Origin of the sequence: Asaia sp. As-1742 (genome assembly GCF_011753235.1) — a bacterium.
Lineage (GTDB): Bacteria > Pseudomonadota > Alphaproteobacteria > Acetobacterales > Acetobacteraceae > Asaia > Asaia bogorensis_B.
In genome coordinates, this window is the sequence record NZ_VWWA01000004.1 from 38,985 (window position 1) to 60,201 (window position 21,217).

A 21,217-nucleotide genomic window follows, 5' to 3' on the forward strand; every position below is an offset into this window, starting at 1 on the left:
TCGAAGGGGACTCGTCATCTGCTCAGCCACGGGTGCGGTTCACAAACGATTGAGCATCTCGTTTTCCAGGGAACAACAGCGGCGCTCGGACTTTCATCACGGACCCGTGAAATCGCATTCGTGGTCATTCGACCCCAGGAGCCAGACCATGCCAGAGCAGATCCCTCCCCAGTCGCAATCCCATCAACCCGGCCTAGAGAAGGCAATGCGCCCGCTTGCCGTTCATATCCGCAAGAGTTATCGGGGTAGCGGCAAACTCTCTGGCAAGACAGCTCTGATAAGTGGGGCAGACAGCGGTATCGGCCGTGCTGCCGCGCTGCATTTTGCCCGCGAAGGGGCCAATGTCGTCATCCTTTACCTTGAAGAACATGATGATGCGCATGAGACCGTCAGCCTGATCGAAAAAGAGGGTGTCAAGGCGTTGGCTATCGCTGGTGACATACGCTCAAGCGCCTTCTGCAATGACACTGTAAAACAGACGATCGAGCAGTTCGGCAATCTGGATATCCTCGTGAACAATGCCGGCTGGCAGGTGGTCAACCAGAACAGTGCCAGCATCACCGATGATGAATGGCAGCGTCATATGGACACCAACATCAACGGGTATTTCTACCTGACGCGCGCGGCCCTGGCCCATCTGGGCGAAGGCAGCGCCATCATCAATACCTCGTCCATCAATGCCTATCGTGGCAGTGCAGGATTGCTGGCCTATTCCACGACGAAGGCTGCCGAGATGGGTTTCACGCGAGCCTTGGCACTCGAGCTCGTTTCCAAGGGCATAAGGGTCAATGCGGTCGCGCCAGGACCGGTCTGGACACCGCTCCAGCCGGCAAGCTGGGGACCTGTCGACCCGCAGGAAGTTTCAGAACTGGCCAATTCCGTACCGATGGACCGATGCGGCGACCCGGCTGAACTCGGGCCAGCCTATGTCTATCTGGCGAGTGCTGACTCCTCTTTCGTGACGGGTCAGACGCTGCATGTGAATGGCGGGACGATCATCAACGGCTGATTTCCGTCTCGAGGGCATGGCGTCCTAGTGGCACCATGACCCCGCACACGCGGGCTTGAACGGTCAATACCCCCTAACTGTGTTGTGCCGTTAGGTTATATCAATTAATCCAGATATATGGAAACGTCAGAAGCTCTTGCCGCTTTCGCGGCGCTGTCTCAGGCCACGCGCCTGAAGATCATACGTCTGCTCGTGCGTCATGAGCCGAGCGGCCTGCGTGTCGGCGAAATAGCGACCCAGCTTGAACAACCACAGAACACGATCTCAACTCATCTAGCCATTTTGCAGCGCGCGGAGCTCCTCACATCGGAGCGACAAAGCCGGGCGGTCATTTACCGTGCAGCCGTGGGACAGCTTGCGGAGCTGATGGCGTTTCTGCTGTCGGAATGTTGCACGGACCGCCCTGATCTCGCGACGCCAATCCTGTCCGGATTGCATCTCTGCTCCATGGGCGCAAAGCCAAAAGGTTGAGCGCTGGCACCTTGCTGTCACTGCACAGGATATATGTCCATGCCAGATACACCACTCTACGATCCCCGCCACCTTCATCCTATCAATCGTGACAGGCTTGAGCCTTGTAACGTCGCCACGCACCGGCCACGCATCCTGCTGCTCTACGGTTCACTGCGGCAACGGTCGTTCAGCCGCTTGCTCGTGGGCGAGGCCTCCCGCATTCTGGAAGCGCTCGGGGCGGAAACGCGGATTTTCGACCCAGCAGACCTGCCGATGGTCGATTCCGTGACGGATGACAATCCGAAGGTGCAGGAATTGCGCCGCCTGTCCCTGTGGTCGGAAGGACAGGTCTGGTGCAGTCCCGAACGCCACGGCACATTGACGGCTGTCTTCAAGAATCAGATCGACTGGCTCCCGCTTGAAACCGGCTCCATACGCCCGACTCAGGGACGAACGCTCGCTGTCATGCAGGTTTGTGGCGGTTCGCAGAGCTTCAACACAGTTAATGCCCTGCGCATTCTGGGTCGCTGGATGCGCATGATCACCATACCCAATCAATCCAGCGTTCCCATGGCCTACAAACAGTTCGACGAGAATGACCGGATGATCCCCTCGTCATTTTACGACCGGCTGGTTGATGTGATGGATGAACTCGTCAAGTTCACCCTGCTGACCCGTGACCGTGCCGATTATCTCGTTGACCGCTATAGTGAACGCAAGGTTGCCTTCGAACTACCGAGCGGCCTGTAACGCGTCACAGCCTTGGCTCTCCTCCCAGGCAGCGAGCAGCCCTTCATGACTCTGCCCGATGACGGTGGCCAGATCACGGTCGTACAGACTGTCTTCAACGCTGGAAGAGAAGATTTCGACCGTGCAGGCGCCGCGATAGCCAGCGTCATAGGTTGCCTTCATCAGTGCCCCAAGCGGAATGGCCCCCTGACCGGGAATGAGACGGTCCATACCGGAACGGGGCGTGCGCCAGTCGCTGGCCTGCACAACAAGGATTGCCGTGCCTGCCCGTCTGATTGCTCCCGCGCAATCGGGCTGCTGCCAGATGTTCCAGTAATCCAGACATAGCCCGCATGAGGAATGCCCAACGGCCTCGATAACATCCAACGCCTGATCAATGGTCCAGATGGCCGTCTCGACATTGATCGAGACAGGGTTGAGTGGCTCGATGGCCAGTTTGACTCCCAGATCGGCTGCAAGCGGAGCGAGGGCGCGCAGATGTTTTTGCGTCTCGTCCAGGCAGCGTTGCATATCGCCTTTGGGTGGTGCGCCGGTATTCATGACAAATGACGCACCCTCGGCATAAGGTGCGAGGCGCTTCAAGCTCTCCGCGAAAGCTGCGACACGCGCCTGTGTGGCCTGCGGCTCCGGTTGCATCTGACTGCCGAAAAATGTGCGTATGGCCGGTTGCACCGCACTGATGGCAAGTCCGGCCTCCTTCGCCATTTCCATTTGCCGGGGGGCGTTATCCGCATCGAGCTTGGCTTCGCATATCTCGATCGCCTGCACGCCAAGGCGAGCATAATTCTTGACATCCTGTTCGAACGACCACGGCTGGGTTGTGAATTGATTCATGCCGAATGCAAAAGGGAAAGCGCTCATCGGTCGAGAAACTCCAGCACGGCCTGATTGAATTTCGCTGTTTCATCGATGAAGAGCATGTGGGAGCTGTTCTCGAAATGGAGCACGTCGCATTTCGGCATGTTCTCCGCCACCCAGGCGGGGCCTTCGGGCACGAGTACGGCATCCTTGCGGGCGACCATCATCAGGGCAGGCAGATCGATATGGGGCAACAGGTCTCGCCAGTCATGCACTGTATGGTCCGCCATCATTGCGGCGCGGGCATGAGCAGGGCTTTTGGCCATTTCGGCCAAGAGCATGGTGCGCTCGTCATGCGACAGGGTGGTGGCCAGACAATCCGCAAGATTCTGCTGGTCGAATGCCTCTGGCGTCAGGGTCAGTTTCTGGATGGTTTCAGCCAGTCCGGCCTGATCGTAACAGGCGGCATGACCATATTTCCATTCCGCAGAGAAATACTGGCGCGGCGTTTGCTGCACAAAAATGGCGTTACGCAGATGCGCCTTTCCGAACAGCTCGAGATAAGACCAGATAATCGGGCAACCGATGGACCAGCCCAGAACCGTCACATCATCAAGCTCAAGTTGCGCGATCAGGTCGCGCAGATCCGCCGCGAGGCGCGCGATACGGTAGGAGTGGTCCGGCTTGCCAGACTCGCCATGCCCGCGCAGGTCGAGTGTGATGATACGGGCTTTCTTAGCCAGTGCCGGAATATTGCGATGGAAGAACCGGCCTGAAAATGTCCAGCCATGGATCATGATCAGCGGGCGCCCGCTGCCCTGCTCCTCGTAATGAAGGGTCGTTCCGTCACTGGCAGTAATTTTGGGCAAGGGCCGTTCCTCCGGATGAGGCGGCATACAGGATGCCGCCAGTGCTTCGAGCTCGCATGGCTGCGCAAGCGTCCGGAGACGGGATCGGGTTTCATGAAACGATCGTCACGCTAAGGCGGGAAAACCTCGGGGCTTTCGGGCGTTGAGGGCGATCTTTTGCAGAAGGAAAATCTTCATGGCTCGTGGAAAAGGGCGCGTTCCGACCCGGCCAGACAAGGCAGATCTGCCTGAAAAAATGTGCCCCGTGTGCCACCGCCCGTTTTCATGGCGCAGAAAATGGGCACGCGACTGGGAACAGGTGCGTTATTGTTCCGAGCGTTGCAAACGCCAGACCATGACTGCCACCTAGACAGTCATGGCCCGGCCAGCCAGATGAACGACGAACCCTGTGTCACGAGAGGAGACAGGAATGCGCCGACTCAACCTGAACCATCACACTGCCCGCAAGAGGCGCCCCTCTATGCCTTCAGGCCGCATGACTGAGCTCGCATACGGCCTCACGATAAATAGACGTATCAAGCACGCTGATGCTGAGCATTGCATCGTCTGAGCCCAGGTAATTTCCCACAGGCAGCAGGCCATCACCAGCCGTCCAACGACAGGCTGTATTCTCAAGGGCCGACCATCCTTCGAGATAGGGTGTTTCACGGTGGTCATTGATCACAAGGCAGCCGTTCTCCCGATAAAGATGGATATCACCGATCAGAACGCCCAGTTCCCTTCGATCGTCGATATACGGCCCCTTGGCCAGATCCGGCCGGTCACTGCGCGAGCGAACACGCACGAAACGTGTATTTCCCGGTACCTGAAAAATGTAACCATTCTCCGTCTGGCGCAATGGCTTAAGGTGTCGCCCGGTATCAGTCAGCAAATGCAGATCAGGCTCACGCGTGACAGGCTCCCGTGCAAGAGTTGTTTTCGCCCTGGCAGCAAGTTTGTGCGCCAAGGGCTCGACGAAGGCCTGCGTCGTATCAAGAGGTGCGCAGCGCTCCATTAACGAAAGGGACTTGATACAAGGGGCACCATTCAACGGTTGCAGGCCGTCTGAGCAACCATCACTCCGCGCATCGAGATAACTCTCGGTGCGCGTGTTATTAGCCAGCAGAACCGAGTGGTGCGGGGTCTTGATATGATAATAGGAGTACGTGGGCAGGTCTGTTTCGTAGCGGATCGAATCACCGTTCACCAGCATACGGATAGGGACCAGTCGTCCTTCCATAAGGAAGCAATGCTCAGCCGTTACAAGCAAATCCGCGTCAGGAACGTTTTCTGCAATAGCATCGCGGCAGATGCGGACGGGATAATGCTCTGTCGTCTGCGCCTGCGCCATTTCGCCCACGCCAATCCACTCCACCGGTACGGCGCTGACACTGTCATCGGCTGCGATTACGCAAACCAGATCACCTGCCCTTAGTGTCTCGACAGCCCTGGGCCCCGCAGGGGTATGGATCATGGTGCCGGGCAGGAAGCAGGCTGTTACGACAAGGCTGCCATCAGAGGCCGCACCAAGGGTATAGCCAGTAGCCTTGATACCCTTGATGTTGAGCGTCCGGGTGGAACCGTCGCGCATCGTGATCAGCATGGTGTCGGCAGTTGGGAAGTCGATGCTCACCACGTCCGCACGATTAAGGCCGACAAGTTTGATGCTGTCGCTCGCCGTAGCGGTGCCGTTGAAGCCTGTTATGAGCGATGAAGGCATGGTGTTGGAAAGTATGGTCAGTGTGGCGTAACTGGCACCGGCCAGATCGATTGTCCCCCCGACCGCCCCATCGACGATTGCCGTTGCATTGGCCTGAACCGAGAGTGTCCCCGCCAGGACACCGCCATTATTGATCGCAACAGTCGCGCCCGCCATGACCGTCTGGTTGGCAATCGTTGCGCCGCTGACCACTCTCTCGATCGTACCGGCACCATAAACCGAGCCGCCCGAGACCACGCCGCTGACATTGATGACTCCCTGAAGCCTGCCGCCTGCGAGACCTGATACCGTTGCGCCTACTGCAATATTTGCATCCTTGATAAAGCCGCCATTACTGACAGTGGCGATGCCTCTGCTGTTGACCGTGAGACCTGAAGCAACACCTGCAACACCTAGAGAACCACCGGCATCGACAATCTGTTTGAGAGCCAGCCCACCTGTGGCTACCACATCCCGTCCTGCGTTGGTTGTGGTACAGTTGACAAGCGTACCACCCGCAGTGGTCGTGCGAGAGCCAGCGTTTACCTGACCCGTGATTGTCCCACCAGAACCGTTGGTTATGATGGCGGTAGTGGCAGCACTTCCATTCTGAATAATGCCATTATTGATTACAGTTCCATCGAGGCTCGTGCCAGCACTCGTCATGTCGAGCACGCCCTTGGTATCAATTTCAACTTTGGTGAGTGAGCCGGTAGGCAGCACCTTGAAGTAAGCGTTCGTTGAGATTGTTACGTCTCGTGCGCTGCCCGCGAGATAAACGGTTCCACCGGCACGTACTGTATGCTCGGAGATCGAACCGCCAGAAAGGATATTCTCCGTTGCATAATAATCAGTCACGCATCCCGAGAGTCTTCCGCCATTTGATACGAAGCGTGACCCTGTATTTTTCTGATAACAAGCGGCGCCACCATTCATTATGGTCGTATTTACAGAATTACCGCCACTAACAGTACCATAGACGGTTAATGCGTCGGTGTAATCTTTTCCGGAACCGTTGTGCCTGCACCAATGTATGACATTTCTAGAGCCTCTGTTCAAGTCTCCCATACATAGAAACGTGCAACAATAGTTTCCATACGATTTCATACCCAAAATATTTCAAAATACTTTCTTTTAGACAAACAATGTAATATTTGTATTTTACTTCGTAAGATTGGTCTATTTTCCATTATTTTCGAAGTATTATTTGTAAATAATTGACTCAAGAGACAGAAACCCTACCAGACCTCTTGAAGTGGCCAATACGCCCATGAGGACCCGAGCCAGCAGCGGAGGGGGGGGATTAGATCAGGGAAATTTATGGTGATTACTCTCTTACATTGTACCAGCACAAATATTGGTGCACCAATCTCCACCTGGCCACAGTTCTGTCTTAGGACACACCGGCCCCATTACCCAGATTCGTCACTCATCCAGGGGCCCGCCTCGCGCCGATGTAACGGCAGAAAGCTCAGGTCCGACGCACTCATCGCTCTGCGCCAGGAATTCGACATCAGCCAATGAGGCAGATTTGACGGAGCCAAGACAAAAAAAAACCGCCCTCTTGCGAGAGCGGGTCTTTCCGAAACGTCCCGTACAAACGGGTCGATCCCTGCGGGGCCGGAGCCCCGAAGTATCAGCGCTTCGAGAACTGGAACGAACGACGAGCCTTGGCGCGACCGTACTTCTTGCGCTCGACAACGCGGCTGTCGCGGGTCAGGAAGCCTGCAACCTTCAGAATGCCACGCAGAGCGGGGTCATAATGGGTCAGAGCGCGCGAGATGCCGTGACGCACTGCACCAGCCTGGCCGGACAGACCGCCGCCCTTGACCGTGCAATACACGTCGAACTGGTTGTAGCGATCCGTCAGCAGGAAGGGCTGCGTGATCAGCATGCGCAGAACCGGACGGGCGAAGTACGTCGTGACCGGACGGCCATTGACGATGATGTCACCCTTGCCCGGCTTGACCCATACGCGTGCCGTGGCGTCCTTGCGACGACCCGTTGCATAGGAACGGCCCTGTGCATCGCGCTTGACTTCGTGAACCGGGGCAGCCTGCGTGGCAGGAGCGATACCGGCGAGGTCCTGAAGCGTACCTGTGCGCTCTTGAGTTTCAGACATATCTCTCAGGCCTCGATCACATTGAGGGTGTTCTTGCGGTTCATGGACGCAACATCCAGCTTGACCGGCTGCTGGCCTTCATGCGGGTGCTTGTCACCGGCATAGACATACAGATGCTTCATCTGGGCGCGCTGCAGCGGGCCGCGCGTGATCATACGCTCGACTGCCTTCTCGATCACGCTGCCGGGGTTCTTGCCCTCGAGGCGCTGCGTGATGGTGCGCTCCTTGATGCCACCGGGATGACCCGTGTGGTAGTGGAACAGCTTCTGGCCCACCTTGTTGCCGGTCAGGACGATCTTCTCGGCGTTGATAACGACGATGTTGTCGCCGCAATCGACATGCGGGGTGTACTGGGGCTTGTGCTTGCCGCGCAGGCGGGTCGCGATGATGGTGGCGAGGCGGCCAAGAACGAGCCCTTCGGCGTCGATCAGGGTCCAGCCTTTCGTCACCTCTGCAGGCTTCAACGAAAGTGTGGTCTTCATGATTCTGACTGATCCAGCAACATGTGTTGGTATTGGGGGCGCCTTATGGGGCGCGCCCGCTCGCAGGTCAAGCTTTTTCGACTCTGGCTACCACACGAAAAATGGCTGTTTTCCGCCATTTTTCGTATAACGGTATCATGATACCGCATGAAAAATGCCCGAGATTGTCCCTGTTGCAAAGCCGGACTAACATGCAGCCAGTCGATTGAGGCCGTTTCAAGAGGATGATCTGACGTGAAAAGACCCTTGCTTGCCGCAGGCCTGTGCCTTGTTGTCATCGGTCTGGGTGCTATCGGGGTACGCCACGAATCCAAGGCTGAGTTGCAACGCGCTCTTGCCAGCCTGCGTGCCAACCTGCCGCCGGACTCACGTTTCGAATATGATCAGGCCTATCCGCGCTTTCTCGCACGCGGTGCCGGTTTCGAGAATGCCCGCTTCATCCGCGGTGATATTGTCCTCGCTGCACGGCATCTCACCATCAACAATCCCACGGGTTATCTCGCGACGGGGCTGAGCTTTTCACAGATCCATGCTGATCATGTGACGGTTCAGGGGCCTGTCAGCGGTACCATTGGCGAAGTGACGCTCAAGAAGCTTCTGCTACCGCCCTTCAGCCGCGAGAAACGCGATATCGTCACCCTGCCGCCGGCCTCGCAAATTCATTTTCGTCATGGTCAGATCCATGACATCGCCCTGACCGCATCGAGCGGTTGCACGTTCACGATGGGCTACGCCTCTCTCGATAATTACGGCCACGATGATGGCAATGCCGGAAGCCTTCACGAAGGTCATATGCTTTGCGCAAAAGACAGCATGGTGGCTGGCCTGTTATCCCGTAGTACCCACCAGGTAACCGCACCCGTCAGCCTCGACATTACCGACATGCATGAGAGCGGCATACGCTACGCCCGCTATGTCGGTTGGGCGGAGCAACTCAGGAGCGGTACCATGCCGGCTCACGTCGCGCTTTTGTCGGATACGCAGGAAACCCCTGCAAGGACCGAAGCCAAGGGTCTGTCCTTCTCATTCCTCAACCTGCAACTGACATCGGAGACCAGCGACATGCGCCGCTGGAAAGAGGGTGAGACGATCGAAACACGGGGAGAGACGCGTAATTCCTCTCTCAAGATCAGTCCTGCGTCTCCCCTCTCGCTTGTCCTGCCCCCGGTCATCCACATCAACACGGTCAACCAGACCATGTCCTTCAACACGACCACGCGCGCGGGGTTGATTAATCTGACGGCCACCACCCCGAAATCCTTCACGGTCAATGCCCGGTTCGCCATGAACAATCTCGGGAATTACGATGCGGAGCATCTGCCTGCCCTCGTTTCGACCGATCTGACCTACACGGATGAAGGGGGCAATCTCGATGCGCTCCTGACGCGCATCGCCGCCCAGCGCAACATGACCCTTGAGGATCTCAAACCGACGCTCCTTATGTCACTGGCCTTCGTCGTACAGAAGGTCCCGGGGCTGAGTGCGGTCCCCGAATTCGTGCAGTCCCCTACAGGGAAAAGCCTAACGCTCTCCTTCCGACCGCCAGTACCCCTCGATAATTCCAGCATGATCAGAATGATCAAGCCGCTATCGCAGGATCCTGCCATGGCACGGGCCTGGTCATCACCGCCCGTCCTTTCCACGACGTTGCACTGAACATGGCGTCACCCATCCATCTGATCGGGGCTAGTGGCCGCTCCGGCACCGCCATCGCCCGGGCGCTTGCCGCGCAGGGCGACACGGTGATTGCCGTCATACGGTCCCCGGAAAAACTCGAGAGCGCCCAGCGTCGTACGGCGCGCATGGCCGATCTGAACGACGCCACCGCCCTTGCCACGGCTCTTGAGGGGGCTGAACGGATCGTCTCGACTGCCCATGCCCGCTTCATTCCTGCCATTCTTGCCGCCGCCCCGGCCACTGCCAGCCTGATTGCCCTTGGCAGCACACGAAAATTCACGCGCTGGCCGGACGAGCATGGCAATGGGGTGCTGGCTGGCGAATCTGCCCTGCTGGCGTCAGGGCGCAAAGGCATGATCCTGCATCCGACCATGATCTACGGTGCACAGGGTGAGGACAACGTGCAGCGCCTAGCCAGCCTGCTGAAGCGCCTGCCTGTCATTCCCTTGCCCAATGGCGGGCGCTCTCTGGTGCAGCCTATCTATCAGGATGACGTGACACGCGCGGTTCTTGCCGCGCTGGAACTGGCCGAAACAGGCAGGCTAACCGGCTCTGAATCGCTCGTCATTGCCGGCCCCAGGGCCGTCACCTACCGGCAATTCATCGAGGCGATCCTCAAGGCTGCCGGTTTGGGGCGTCGACTCTTTCTGCCCCTGCCCGGCCCCTTGCTCGAGGCCCTTGCCCCCCTCGCAGCGAAGCTGCCAGGCTTTCCCACCATAGGGCGCGCCGAGATACGACGCCTGCTCGAGGACAAGGCTTTTCCCGTCCAGCCCATGCAGGACCGGCTGGGCATAACGCCAGTTCCGCTCGAGGTCGGGCTGTCCCGTCTCTTCTCCCCCGCCTCCGCACAGCCCCCCCTCTCCTCTGGAATGCGCCCATGACCCGCCCAACACCCCAGCCCGTACCCCGCGCCCTGAAAAGCCTGTCCCGCCTCGGCTGCCTGATGCTGGCGATTGTGTCATGCACCACACTGGCGGGCTGCACCGACCCAACGGGGCCGGTTTTCGGTGACTGGTACGGGTTCAACCCACTCCCCACGCCGCAGGGTAATATCTCGATCGAGCTGGTTCTGGATGGCGCCCCAACCGCGACATCGGGCCGCTATCGTCTGCATCGCCAGTCATTCTGGGCAGAGGACATGATGTTCAACCGGGCCGATACGCTCGATGGCACATGGACGCTCAGGGAATATACTGTGGACGGCAAGATCTGGCGCAATATCTTCCTCAAGGGGCCAGAGCTGCACATCACCCACTATGTGCTGCTGCCCAATGGTTACCTCACCCCTGCAACCGACCAGAACACGCCGGATATGGGTGAAGGGGGATGGAAATGCTGCCGTCTGGCACCCCGCGCGCGCAACAGCTTCGGCTATGGACGCGTTTAGGACCCGAGAACATGAGCATGCTCACGCCATTTCCTTCTGACAGCGCGACCATCGATACGTGGATGGCCCGTTCGGGCGTCACTTTCGGCACAAGCGGGGCACGCGGCCTTGTCTCTGCCATGCGTGATGATGTCTGTTTCGCATATGTATTGGGGTACCTGCAGCACCTTGCGTCACTTGGCGAGTTTGCTCCCGGGGCGCGTGTTGCCCTCGCTGGCGACCTTCGACCGAGCACACCGCGCATTCTGCGCGCATGCGCCGCAGCCATCAATCATGCGGGCGGCGTTCCGGTTTTCTGCGGCTATGTACCGACCCCAGCTCTATGCTTTTACGCCTATGGACATGGCATAGCCTCGCTGATGGTGACAGGCAGCCATATCCCTGCGGATCGCAATGGCATCAAGTTCAACCGGTCGCGCGGCGAATTTCTCAAGGAGGACGAACCCGGCATGCGAGGGCAGGTTGTCACCCTGCCTGTCGATCAATTCGATGACCACGGGGCGCTGGTTCAGGATTGCGCGTTGCCGGATCCTATTGACGTTCTCTCACCTTATATCGACCGCTATCGTGATTTCTTTGGAGACAATGCGCTGCGCGGCCTGAATCTCGGCGTCTATCAACATTCCGCCGTGGGGAGAGACTGCCTGGTCAGTGTGTGCGAAGCGCTTGGCGCCAGGGTAACACCGCTGGCCCGTTCGGAAATTTTCATGCCTGTCGATACCGAAGCTGTACGGCCGGAGGACGTCGCCCTTGCGCGTGAGTGGTGCGCAGATGGAACCTATGACGCGATACTGACCACTGACGGCGACTCGGATCGACCGCTCATAGCGGGCCGTGATGGTCTTTGGTTACGTGGCGACGTGCTTGGGATTCTGGCAGCGCGCTATCTTCGGGCCTGCGCTGTTTCGACCCCGATCAACAGCAATACAGCACTGGAGATGGCCGGGTTTGCCGAGAACGTTTTTCGTACCCGCATCGGCTCACCCTATGTCGTATCCGCCATGATGGATGCAGCACAGTCTGGTCTCTCGCCCTCGGTGGGCTATGAAGCCAATGGTGGCTTCCTGCTTGCAACTCATGTTGCACTCAATGCGCGCATTCTTGGCGCATTGCCGACGCGCGATGCCGTTCTTCCCATGATTTGCGCCCTTGTGGCCGCCCGTGACCACGGCAATGACCTCGGAGCGCTGGCCTCCTCCCTACCACCACGATTTACGCTGAGCGACCGCATCACGCCCCTTGCCAGCAGCAACAGCCTGGCTGGCATCAGCAGCCTCCGCGACGATGTCGCTCGAAGTGCAACAATTGTACCTTTTGCGGCGACGTCTGGGAGGGTGATCCATATCGATGAGACGGACGGGTTGCGCCTTGTTTTCGACAACAACGATATTGTGCATTTCCGCCCGTCAGGTAACGCGCCCGAACTGCGCGTTTACGCGGAGGCAGACAGTCTCACACGCGCTGAGCAGGTTCTTGTAACAGGTCTGGCGCTTGCCACCCCTTGGCGCGACTGACCATTAGCGGCTAGATTGATTGTGGCAAACCAGTACCGTTACCCATTCCGGTTCGCAGCCTGAGCCAACGCGAACGCTCTGCCTCGCGCCATTTCAGTGCGCCCTTTTTCACAGGATCGAGTCTTGTCTCCTGCATCCCTGATCACCACCCATCGCATTGTCCCTGTCATTCTCTCGGGTGGTTCAGGTAGTCGCCTTTGGCCTGTCTCGCGGAGCAGTTTTCCAAAACAGTTCTGGCCGCTCCTCACGGACAAGACTCTCCTTCAAGAAACGGCCCTGCGTGGCGAGGCGGCCGGTCTCGAGCCGCCAATCGTGGTATGCAATGAGGCTCACCGTTTCATCATCGCTGAACAGCTGCGCGCAATCGGCGTCGACAAAGCCAGGATCGTTCTCGAACCCTCTGCTCGAAACTCCGCACCGGCCATAGCAGCGGCCGCGTTTCTGGTTGCCGAGCAGGCTCCCGATGCCATCCTCTGGGTCATGGCAGCAGATGCTGCAATAACAGACCTCAACGCCCTTTTCGCAACCCTGTCCGTTGCCGCCGATACCGCAGCAAAAGGCTATGTAACGATCTTCGGTGTCGAGCCCACCAAACCTGAAACGGGTTATGGCTATATCGAGCGCGGCAATCTCCTAGAGGACGTGACCGGTGCTTTTCAGGTATCGCGCTTCATGGAAAAGCCGGACCTGGCCAGCGCGGCCAAGCTTGTGCAAGATACCCGGTACTCCTGGAACTCAGGCATGTTCGTTGCACGAGCAGACACTCTGCTGCGCGAGATCGAGACTTTTGAGCCCGATATCCACACCAATGTCGCTCAGGCAGTTGCGCTCAGGAAAACAGATCTCGACTTCGAACGCCTCGACCCTGAGGCATTCAGTCGGTCTCCCGATATCTCCATCGACTACGCGGTCGCTGAACGCACCTCTCATGCCGCCGTCGTCCCGGCGCGTTTTGGCTGGTCAGACATCGGCAGCTGGGACGCTTTGTGGGAGATAAGCCCAAAGGACGAGAGCGGCAATGTCACCTCGGGCGACGTGTTCCTTGATGAAACACGAAACTGCTATGTGCGCTCCGACGGACCCGTAACAACCGTGATGGGTGTCGAAGACCTCGTCGTGGCTGTGACCGAAGATGCCGTTATGGTGTCGCACCGCGACAGGGCGCAGGACGTCAAAAAGATGGTGACCCGGCTGACCGCCGCCGGGCGGGCCGAGGCTTCAGCGCATAACCGCATGTATCGGCCCTGGGGGTTCTACGAGAGTCTGATCCAGGGTGACCGCTTCCAGGTCAAACGCATCCATGTCGATCCCGGCCACACGCTCTCTTTGCAAAAGCATTTTCATCGCGCTGAACATTGGGTCGTCGTCGCGGGTACAGCGGTCGTGACGCGCGACAGTGATGAAATCATCATTCGGGAAAACGAGAGCATCTACCTGCCTCTGGGATGCACACACCGGCTCGCCAACCCTGGCCGTATTCCACTCACCCTGATCGAAGTTCAGTCCGGCCCTTATCTGGGTGAGGACGACATCGTGCGCCTGGAAGATGTATACGCGCGCATATGACGGCAATGCACATGATCATCTGGCTTGCATAGCTCGCACACACTGTGCCTGGGGCGATACCGCTCCAGGTAGTTACTCCGTGGCGTGATCGACAAAGCAGAAGCTGTAACCGCGCACAAAACGCAAGCGGCACTGAATAATCGGAATTTTGTGGAAAATGCTGGGGCGAATGACGGGACTCGAACCCGCGACCACCGGTACCACAAACCGGCGCTCTACCAACTGAGCTACATCCGCCACACAGCGACGTCCGATTTAGAGAAATGCGGGGCTGCCGTCTAGCCCCTTTATCGAGATTCTTTTCCACGCTGGGGGGAAACCGGCCATTGACCTGTTCTGGCTGGCAATGCCTCCCGGATATGTTGCTTTATCCCCTGACGCCCGCAAAGGCACGTTGCGGGGGAGAACAAGTCCCTTCCTTCTGATCGATAGCAATTATGGCAGCATAAGTCGCAATCCTGGACACGTATTCCAGACAGCCCCCCTTGCTAAGGGAGACGGCTCTTTCTAGGTTCTGCACATCATTGCCGCGTCGGGCCGGAATACGACGAGACCCTGCTGATCTTTGACCGACGAAAGGAATCGTCCCTTGAACCTCTCGACTTATCGCGCACAGTGGGCTTTCAGCCCGCTGCGCGAGGTGCTGGCTGGAATGGTGGGCACATTTGCGCTCATCCCGGAAGTTATTGCCTTTTCCTACATTGCGGGTGTTTCGCCAGCTGTCTCGCTTTACGCATCGTTTGTCATCAGCGTTGCCATTGCCATTACAGGCGGTCGACCGGGCATGATTTCCGGCGCCGCCGGTTCGGTGGCGCTTGTTGCTGCAGCGCTCGTGCATCATCACGGTATCCAGTATCTGTTTCTGGCCACGCTGATCGCTGGCGCCATGCAGATCGTATTCGGCCTGCTGAAACTGCATGTGCTGATGCGCTTCGTCTCGAAGGAGGTGCAGACCGGCTTCGTCAATGCGCTGGCCATCCTGATTTTCTCGGCGCAGGTGCCGCAGATGCTGCATGTGACATGGCACACCTATGCTCTGATCGCGCTTGGTCTTGCCATCATCTACTTGCTACCGAAGCTGACAACGGCCATCCCCTCCCCCCTGATCTGTATCGTCGTCCTGACACTCATCACCATCTGGTGCCCGATGCCTGTGCATGTGGTGGCTGATCTTGGCGCCCTGCCTACCGGCCTGCCTAGCTTTACCCTGCCGCATGTCCCCCTTACGCTCGAGACATTCGAAATTGTCATGCCCTATGCACTGGCGATGGCTTCGGTTGGTCTGCTTGAATCCCTCATGACTGCGGGTGTGGTGGATGACCACACAGACACCCACGGCGCACCGCGTATGGAATGCACCGGGCTCGGCATTTCCAATATACTGGTCGGACTTTTTGGTGGCATCGCAGGCTGCGGCATGATTGGCCAGACGGTCGGCAACCTGCGTTATGGCGGCCGCGGACGACTCTCCACCTTCACGGCAGGTGCTTTCCTGCTGATCCTGATGGTCCTCCTGCACAGCTATGTTGCGCGTGTTCCCATGGCAGCGCTTGTCGCCATCATGATCATGGTGTCAGTCAGCACATTCGCATGGGGCTCGCTGCGTGATCTCATGCGCCACCCCAAGCTTTCCAGCCTTGTGATGATCATCACCGTGATTGTCACGGTCACCACGCATGATCTTGCGGCTGGCGTGGCGGTTGGCGTGCTGCTGAGCGGCGTTTTCTTTGCTTGGCGGGCCATGGGTATGCTGCGTGTCGAGACCCGGCAATCGGCTGAAGCTGATCTGTATCTGGTGCACGGCCAGGTGTTCTTCGCCTCGGCTGACATGCTGTACGATGCGATCGACTTCCAGACAAAGGCGCCGGTGGTCGAAATCAATCTCGCCGATGCGACATTCTGGGATATCACGTCGGTCGATATTCTGGAGAAGATCGTCAACAAGCTCCAAGGCAGATCAATCTCTGTTCGCGTCGAGGGGCTCCATAGCCGTCGCCACGGGTTGATTGCAGAGCAGTCAGACGATCCCCTGCTCTCGATGTGAACTCTGTAAACGCCGCGCCAGAGCAGCCTGTTCTGGCGGGGTCAACAGGTCAGCCAGTGTCTGCCTGTCCAGAACTGCCATGAAGGCACCAAGGGCCTCTCCCAGCAGGCCCTGAAGGCGGCATGCACCCGTCAGCAGGCAGTTTTGCCCTGTCTGGAAACAGGCAACCAGGGCCATATCCTCCTCCGTAAAGCGGATAAGCTCACCAAGACTGATGTCGTGAGGTGCGCGACCAAGCACAAGGCCGCCACCACGCCCCCGCATTGTCTTCACAAAGCCGCCCTGTCCGAGGCGATGCACGATCTTCACGAGATGATTCTCGGAGATATCGTAGCGCTGCGCGATCTCATGGATGGACACCCGGCGGTCCTGATTGAGGCCGAGATACAGGAGGGTTCGCAGAGCATAGTCTGTATGGAGGGTCAGACGCATATGTGAAGATATCTCATATTTACATCTTTCATACATCAGGTTTAAAAGATGTACATTAAATACATCTTTCACGGAGACGACCGATGGTTGCGCCACTCAGATCAGGAACCCCCGCCATTGTGAAAGCCACGATCCCGGCGCTCGAGGCCCACGGGGTGACAATCACAAAAACCATGTATGGCGCCCTTATGCGTGACCCTTCGATTGCCGCCATGTTCAATCAGACCGATCAGGCCAATGGTCGCCAGCCCCATGCTCTTGCAGCAGCAGTGCTCGCCTATGCCCGTCATATCGAACACCCGGAAAAGCTCGAGGCTGCCTTACGCCTCATCGTCGAGCGTCACGTCGCCGTCATGGTCAAACCGGAGCAATATCCTGTGGTCGGCGAGGCTCTTCTCGGCGCGATCAAGACCGTCCTGGGCGATGCGGCGACACCTGAAATTCTGGAGGCCTGGGCTGACGCGTATCGTTTTCTGGCCGAGGTACTTATTGCGCAGGAAGCCGACACTTATACGGCACGTGCCGCCCTTCCCGGTGGATGGCGCGAATGGCGCTCGTTTCGCGTCGCATCCCGTGTCCGGGAAAGCGACTCCGTCATGTCCTTCTGGCTGGAGCCGGTGGATGGCAAGCCAGTTCTACGCCATGAACCCGGGCAGTTTCTGACATTCCGCCTTGAGCGCGATGGCCTCTCCACCCGGCGCAGCTACAGCATCTCGAGCGCGCCTGACTCGACCGGTTACAGAATTTCGGTAAAGCGCGACCCACTGGGCAAGGTATCGCGCTGGTTCCACGACACGCTCAAGGAGGGCGACTTACTCGATGTCGCGCCGCCGGCCGGGGACTTCACACTCGCCCGGAGCGGCACATCGCCTGTCATGCTGGTCAGCGCCGGAATTGGCATTACGCCCTTCATGAGCATGATCCTGGCGGCAAACGACCGTCAGAACAGCCCGACCATACGGCTGATACACGGTGATCACGATTTCACCTGCATGCCGTTTCTGTCTGATTTTGTCGACGCCGCAGCCAAAACGGAATCTTGCCCGATTGATCTGTTCAGCAGTTCCGGCGAAGGCAACAACCTGCCAGTGCCAAGCCATAAAGGGCGCATCTCGGCGCAATGGATATTCGACCGTATGGAGGCCGGCACCCATATCTTTGTCTGTGGTCCCAGGGGCTTTCAACATGACCTGATCGGGGGGCTGCGTCAGCTCGGGGTGCCAAGCGCGCACCTGCACCACGAATTTTTCGGCTCTGACGAAGCACTCCCCGACTGACCCTCTCTGCGCACATCGCGATAGGTTTGATCACGATGTGCGCCACAACGCTGCTCGCAGCTCTACCGGGTTGCAACGACGGGTCGTTATACTTCCCCACCAATCTTATAATATACGGGAATGATGCATCTCAACGCCCATATTTATGAATTTATTTCACAATCGTAATAGTCATTATTAACATAATAAGGATTTATATGCCAGTAAGTATCTAAAATTAATATTTGTTCTATATATATAATTACGACAAATAAGTTTTCATGATAGAAACTTTATATTACTTTCCTTTTCTCTTTCGAATCTGTACCTCCGCAGAGCTTGTTATCGGGAAAAAGGCGTAATGGCTGTTATCTTCGAAGGTGACGATCTGGTCGTCCACGAAACAGACGGTGATTCCGATTACGCGGTTATTACTTTTGAGCCCGCCGAACAGAGCCAGCACGCGACGACTACTTTTTTTGCTGAAAAACCGTTGCGTTATAATAATATCAAAAGCTTGGGGATAACTGCAAAATCTCCAGTGTGGTATATATCTGACGAAGTCGAACATGTGATCATGATCATCAATGATCGTCTTCAAGGTATCAATAACCGCATTGCCGTTGGCTATTCTATGGGTGGTTACCCCGCTCTGAACTGGTCCCGCCGAATTGGCGCAAAGACAGTTTTCTCGATGTGCCCGAAGTATTCCCTTGATCCGGATCTATGCGATATCGAACAAGGCTATGTAGACAAATATTTTTGCGAACGCATGAGAGGGATGAAAATTGATCCCGAGAACGTATCCGGTCGCGTTTTCATCGTACACGATCCTGACCACACGCACGACAGTTACCACGCAAGACTGATCGAGCAAAAACTCGCTTCCTGCAATGCTACGCTCATCAAAAGTTTTTATGCTCAGCACGATGTGCATCTGACAATACAGGGCAGCGAAAAATTCGGACGCATGATCCGGATGCTCGCCTACGGCTCCGATCAGGAGATAAAAGCAGCCTATGCCAAGGAACGGAAAACGAGTTCCTCAACCCTTGTCACTATGTTCCTTCGCAATATTCGTTTCCAGCCCGAGAGGGCCTTGCGGGCAATACTATCAGACAGAGCCTTGAAACATGCCAATCTGAAACCCGTTCTGGAAAGAACTCTGGATATGGCGCGCCTGTCGCATCGATTTTCCGAGGGAGGTAGCTTCGAAAAAGCCAGTTTCTGCCTCGGCTTACCTTTTCTGGAGGCGAGATATGGCAGGGAAATCAATCGGGAAATAGTGGCCAGTGCAGCGCTGCGCCAGTTCACTCGTGCACCCCTGGGATTCCACGGTCATCTTTTATGTTACGATATGGCCACGAAGAAATTTTCCGGCAGAGACCTGTTTGGGCCCACACCCAATTGCCCTGAGGTAGTGATACGGAGGTCAGGCGGCTATCATCTGATGCAAATCACGACCGGCGAAGAAACGACCTATCTTTATGAACAGGACGGGAAGGTACTGATGTCAGACGTGCCCCGTGATTCCGGCTTCACACTGGAGAGGAGCGCTCGTAATCATCACCATCACATACGCTCGCGTCTCGGATATCTCTGTTCTCACCCGACAGGGCACTATGATCTGGATCGTTCCGTCAAATTTGAGTGGGAAGAATTCTCCATACCGTCAGTCTTTTGACGGACACATAGTCCGGCGTTGATCGAGCAAAACGCCCGGCGCAACGAGCCGGGCGTTCTGGAACGTTTCTCGTCGGCCCGGGCAGGGCCAAAACCCTTCTCAGGGCTTGGGCCATCCAGTCGCGGGGCGGTCGAAATGCGACAGCAGATCCTGATCGGGGATGTTCGTCAGGTCCTTGCTCTCGCTCTTGATCAGCTTCTTGCTGGTCGCCTTCGACAAATGCTCGCGTATGTCATGCAAAACATGGGGGGCGGCAGCAAGCACGAGTCCCTCAAGAGCGGGATTATCGTTGAGCGCCGTTTCGATTTCGTCCGCGATCTGTCTTGCGAAGCGCTCCTTGACTTGCACTTTCGGATCCGAACGCGGCTCTTTTATCGAGGCCACATCGCCTGCTGCATCGGTTGCCTTGTCATGGGCACCAAAGCGTTGGATCGTACGCATCTGCTGGCCATCGTAGCGCAGGAAGCGTGCTTTTTCACCATCGCAAACTGCATAAAGTACTGGGTCCTGAACGGCCATAAAAACCTCTCCTGTGTTCACGATTAATGAACGCCACACGGTAAAAGCGGTTTCTGTTCACACAGTTACTTGAATGATGCGTTTCAGGACAGGGCCAGAGCGTTGCGCAGCAGATGCCACGATGCCTCGTCGGGCGCATAGAGCAGCCCGCGTCCAGGCTCGCTGGGATGGTAGGAAGCACCGTTCAACCGGGCTCCATAGGCGCCTGCCTCATGCATGAGTAGCCAGCCCGGGCAATGATCCCACAGGCAGGTCCTGCTATAAGCCAGGACGTGCCCGTGCCCCGCAGCGACCATGCGATATTCGTGAGCGGCACAGCGCAGGTCCCACAAGCCCGTCATGGCGCGCAGATTCTTATCGGCCCTTTCCGTATCTCCCATGGGCAGCGTGCGCCATGCAATCTTCCCGGTCACATCCTGAATACGGGAGAAGGGTCTGGCGGCCTGCATGGGTCTCGTGGCGCCGCTCGCATCTTCGCTCCAGGCGCCCTCCCCCTGCAAGGCGAGGGCAGAAGAACGTGTGAGAGGATCATGAATGACGCTGGCGACCGGAACGCCATGCTCAAGCACTGCCATCATTACGCCGAACACCGGGAGTCCCGCAGCGTAATTCGCTGTCCCGTCAATCGGATCGATCGTAACGCAAAGGGGAGATCTTCCCGCTTCATCGACGAGTGCTGGACAGGAAGCGCATCGTTCCTCACCGATCAGCACAGCCCCCGGCAGCAGGCTTTTCAACTGACCCGCTATAAATTCCTCCGCCAGAAGGTCTGCAACCGTGACCAGATCAGATGGCGATGATTTCGTGCGTATATCGTCCCCGGAAAGACGACCAAAACGCGGCATGATGATCTGGGTCGCGGCATCCCGTGCGATCGCAGACAGATCCTCAAGCACCGCTCGCGTCACGGTACGGGCCCGCAGCGCTGTCATGGTGGCCTCACCCTTGCTCAATCATTCCTCCCCGGGGAAACCAAT

At 57.4% G+C, this 21,217-nt stretch carries 20 protein-coding genes and 1 tRNA gene; 12 read left to right on the forward strand and 9 right to left on the reverse strand.

Features of this window, described 5'->3' with window-relative positions; genetic code table 11:
• The first annotated feature begins 148 nt into the window (after positions 1-148).
• From F3J08_RS07460 to arsH, 3 genes are all read left to right on the forward strand, one after another.
• The gene (locus tag F3J08_RS07460; RefSeq protein WP_166929087.1) at positions 149-1,009 is read left to right on the forward strand and encodes a glucose 1-dehydrogenase; all 861 of its coding nucleotides are present in this window, start codon (positions 149-151) and stop codon (positions 1,007-1,009) included.
• Positions 1,010-1,126: 117 nt separating this feature from the next.
• Complete coding sequence (locus tag F3J08_RS07465) at positions 1,127-1,480, forward strand: helix-turn-helix transcriptional regulator (protein WP_166929089.1); 354 nt, start codon at positions 1,127-1,129, stop codon at positions 1,478-1,480.
• Between the two features lie 33 nt (positions 1,481-1,513).
• Positions 1,514-2,212 carry an arsenical resistance protein ArsH gene (arsH, locus tag F3J08_RS07470; protein WP_166929091.1) on the forward strand — a complete coding sequence of 233 codons (699 nt, stop codon included), beginning with the start codon at positions 1,514-1,516 and terminating at the stop codon, positions 2,210-2,212.
• Here the strand turns inward: arsH and F3J08_RS07475 are convergent.
• Both F3J08_RS07475 and F3J08_RS07480 read right to left on the reverse strand, forming a co-directional pair.
• Complete coding sequence (locus tag F3J08_RS07475) at positions 2,195-3,073, reverse strand: sugar phosphate isomerase/epimerase (protein WP_166929093.1); 879 nt, start codon at positions 3,071-3,073, stop codon at positions 2,195-2,197. The genes arsH and F3J08_RS07475 overlap by 18 nt on opposite strands.
• Complete coding sequence (locus F3J08_RS07480) at positions 3,070-3,879, reverse strand: alpha/beta fold hydrolase (RefSeq protein ID WP_122038654.1); 810 nt, start codon at positions 3,877-3,879, stop codon at positions 3,070-3,072. Before F3J08_RS07480 ends, F3J08_RS07475 begins: the two co-directional genes overlap by 4 nt.
• Before the next feature lie 175 nt (positions 3,880-4,054).
• On the opposite strand from F3J08_RS07480, the gene F3J08_RS07485 reads away from it, so the two are divergent.
• Complete coding sequence (locus F3J08_RS07485) at positions 4,055-4,228, forward strand: DUF2256 domain-containing protein (RefSeq protein ID WP_166929095.1); 174 nt, start codon at positions 4,055-4,057, stop codon at positions 4,226-4,228.
• 117 nt (positions 4,229-4,345) lie between these two features.
• On the opposite strand, the gene F3J08_RS17525 is transcribed toward F3J08_RS07485, so the two are convergent.
• The 3 genes from F3J08_RS17525 to rplM form a co-directional block, all read right to left on the reverse strand.
• On the reverse strand, positions 4,346-6,415 hold the full coding sequence (locus F3J08_RS17525; RefSeq protein ID WP_166929098.1) for a Hint domain-containing protein: 2,070 nt from the start codon (positions 6,413-6,415) through the stop codon (positions 4,346-4,348).
• A 778-nt stretch (positions 6,416-7,193) separates the two neighbouring features.
• A complete protein-coding gene (rpsI, locus tag F3J08_RS07495) occupies positions 7,194-7,679 on the reverse strand; it encodes a 30S ribosomal protein S9 (protein ID WP_023977906.1) in 486 nt (161 codons plus the stop codon).
• 5 nt (positions 7,680-7,684) lie between these two features.
• Positions 7,685-8,161, reverse strand: coding sequence for a 50S ribosomal protein L13 (gene rplM / locus F3J08_RS07500; protein WP_023977905.1), 477 nt, complete (start codon positions 8,159-8,161; stop codon positions 7,685-7,687).
• 234 nt (positions 8,162-8,395) lie between these two features.
• Here rplM and F3J08_RS07505 point away from each other — a divergent pair, with 234 nt between their 5' ends.
• The 5 genes from F3J08_RS07505 to F3J08_RS07525 all read left to right on the forward strand — a co-directional run bounded on the left by F3J08_RS07505 (position 8,396) and on the right by F3J08_RS07525 (position 14,305).
• Positions 8,396-9,817, forward strand: a complete 1,422-nt coding sequence (locus F3J08_RS07505; RefSeq protein ID WP_166929100.1) for a hypothetical protein — start codon at positions 8,396-8,398, stop codon at positions 9,815-9,817.
• Between the two features lie 2 nt (positions 9,818-9,819).
• Complete coding sequence (locus tag F3J08_RS07510; RefSeq protein WP_166929102.1) at positions 9,820-10,719, forward strand: SDR family oxidoreductase; 900 nt, start codon at positions 9,820-9,822, stop codon at positions 10,717-10,719.
• A complete protein-coding gene (locus F3J08_RS07515; RefSeq protein WP_240149212.1) occupies positions 10,716-11,225 on the forward strand; it encodes a hypothetical protein in 510 nt (169 codons plus the stop codon). The genes F3J08_RS07510 and F3J08_RS07515 overlap by 4 nt, the downstream gene beginning before the upstream one ends.
• Positions 11,226-11,287: 62 nt before the next feature.
• Positions 11,288-12,739 carry a phosphomannomutase gene (locus F3J08_RS07520; protein WP_166929478.1) on the forward strand — a complete coding sequence of 484 codons (1,452 nt, stop codon included), beginning with the start codon at positions 11,288-11,290 and terminating at the stop codon, positions 12,737-12,739.
• Positions 12,740-12,862: 123 nt separating this feature from the next.
• A complete protein-coding gene (locus F3J08_RS07525; protein WP_240149213.1) occupies positions 12,863-14,305 on the forward strand; it encodes a mannose-1-phosphate guanylyltransferase/mannose-6-phosphate isomerase in 1,443 nt (480 codons plus the stop codon).
• A gap of 161 nt (positions 14,306-14,466) precedes the next feature.
• Here F3J08_RS07525 and F3J08_RS07530 read toward each other — a convergent pair.
• Positions 14,467-14,542 (reverse strand) — tRNA-His (locus F3J08_RS07530).
• A gap of 352 nt (positions 14,543-14,894) precedes the next feature.
• On the opposite strand from F3J08_RS07530, the gene F3J08_RS07535 reads away from it, so the two are divergent.
• Complete coding sequence (locus tag F3J08_RS07535; protein WP_166929104.1) at positions 14,895-16,349, forward strand: SulP family inorganic anion transporter; 1,455 nt, start codon at positions 14,895-14,897, stop codon at positions 16,347-16,349.
• Here the strand turns inward: F3J08_RS07535 and F3J08_RS07540 are convergent.
• Positions 16,323-16,781 carry an Rrf2 family transcriptional regulator gene (locus F3J08_RS07540; RefSeq protein ID WP_166929106.1) on the reverse strand — a complete coding sequence of 153 codons (459 nt, stop codon included), beginning with the start codon at positions 16,779-16,781 and terminating at the stop codon, positions 16,323-16,325. The two genes, F3J08_RS07535 and F3J08_RS07540, sit on opposite strands and share 27 nt — an antisense overlap.
• 83 nt (positions 16,782-16,864) lie before the next feature.
• On the opposite strand from F3J08_RS07540, the gene F3J08_RS07545 reads away from it, so the two are divergent.
• The gene (locus tag F3J08_RS07545) at positions 16,865-18,058 is read left to right on the forward strand and encodes a globin domain-containing protein (RefSeq protein ID WP_166929108.1); all 1,194 of its coding nucleotides are present in this window, start codon (positions 16,865-16,867) and stop codon (positions 18,056-18,058) included.
• Positions 18,059-18,398: 340 nt separating this feature from the next.
• A complete protein-coding gene (locus tag F3J08_RS07550) occupies positions 18,399-19,721 on the forward strand; it encodes a hypothetical protein (RefSeq protein ID WP_166929110.1) in 1,323 nt (440 codons plus the stop codon).
• 99 nt (positions 19,722-19,820) lie between these two features.
• Here the strand turns inward: F3J08_RS07550 and F3J08_RS07555 are convergent, their stop codons facing one another.
• A complete protein-coding gene (locus tag F3J08_RS07555; protein ID WP_023977894.1) occupies positions 19,821-20,240 on the reverse strand; it encodes a host attachment protein in 420 nt (139 codons plus the stop codon).
• A gap of 83 nt (positions 20,241-20,323) precedes the next feature.
• Positions 20,324-21,193 carry an inositol monophosphatase gene (locus F3J08_RS07560; RefSeq protein WP_205206827.1) on the reverse strand — a complete coding sequence of 290 codons (870 nt, stop codon included), beginning with the start codon at positions 21,191-21,193 and terminating at the stop codon, positions 20,324-20,326.
• Positions 21,194-21,217 lie beyond the last annotated feature (24 nt).

Coding starts and splice junctions, on each gene's coding strand:
- F3J08_RS07460 (WP_166929087.1), top strand. CDS start 149: ATGCCAGAGCAGATCCCTCCCCAGTCGCAATCCCATCAACCCGGCCTA.
- F3J08_RS07465 (WP_166929089.1), top strand. CDS start 1,127: ATGGAAACGTCAGAAGCTCTTGCCGCTTTCGCGGCGCTGTCTCAGGCC.
- arsH (WP_166929091.1), top strand. CDS start 1,514: ATGTCCATGCCAGATACACCACTCTACGATCCCCGCCACCTTCATCCT.
- F3J08_RS07475 (WP_166929093.1), bottom strand. CDS start 3,073: ATGAGCGCTTTCCCTTTTGCATTCGGCATGAATCAATTCACAACCCAG.
- F3J08_RS07485 (WP_166929095.1), top strand. CDS start 4,055: ATGGCTCGTGGAAAAGGGCGCGTTCCGACCCGGCCAGACAAGGCAGAT.
- rpsI (WP_023977906.1), bottom strand. CDS start 7,679: ATGTCTGAAACTCAAGAGCGCACAGGTACGCTTCAGGACCTCGCCGGT.
- rplM (WP_023977905.1), bottom strand. CDS start 8,161: ATGAAGACCACACTTTCGTTGAAGCCTGCAGAGGTGACGAAAGGCTGG.
- F3J08_RS07510 (WP_166929102.1), top strand. CDS start 9,820: ATGGCGTCACCCATCCATCTGATCGGGGCTAGTGGCCGCTCCGGCACC.
- F3J08_RS07515 (WP_240149212.1), top strand. CDS start 10,716: ATGACCCGCCCAACACCCCAGCCCGTACCCCGCGCCCTGAAAAGCCTG.
- F3J08_RS07520 (WP_166929478.1), top strand. CDS start 11,288: ATGGCCCGTTCGGGCGTCACTTTCGGCACAAGCGGGGCACGCGGCCTT.
- F3J08_RS07540 (WP_166929106.1), bottom strand. CDS start 16,781: ATGCGTCTGACCCTCCATACAGACTATGCTCTGCGAACCCTCCTGTAT.
- F3J08_RS07545 (WP_166929108.1), top strand. CDS start 16,865: ATGGTTGCGCCACTCAGATCAGGAACCCCCGCCATTGTGAAAGCCACG.
- F3J08_RS07550 (WP_166929110.1), top strand. CDS start 18,399: ATGGCTGTTATCTTCGAAGGTGACGATCTGGTCGTCCACGAAACAGAC.
- F3J08_RS07555 (WP_023977894.1), bottom strand. CDS start 20,240: ATGGCCGTTCAGGACCCAGTACTTTATGCAGTTTGCGATGGTGAAAAA.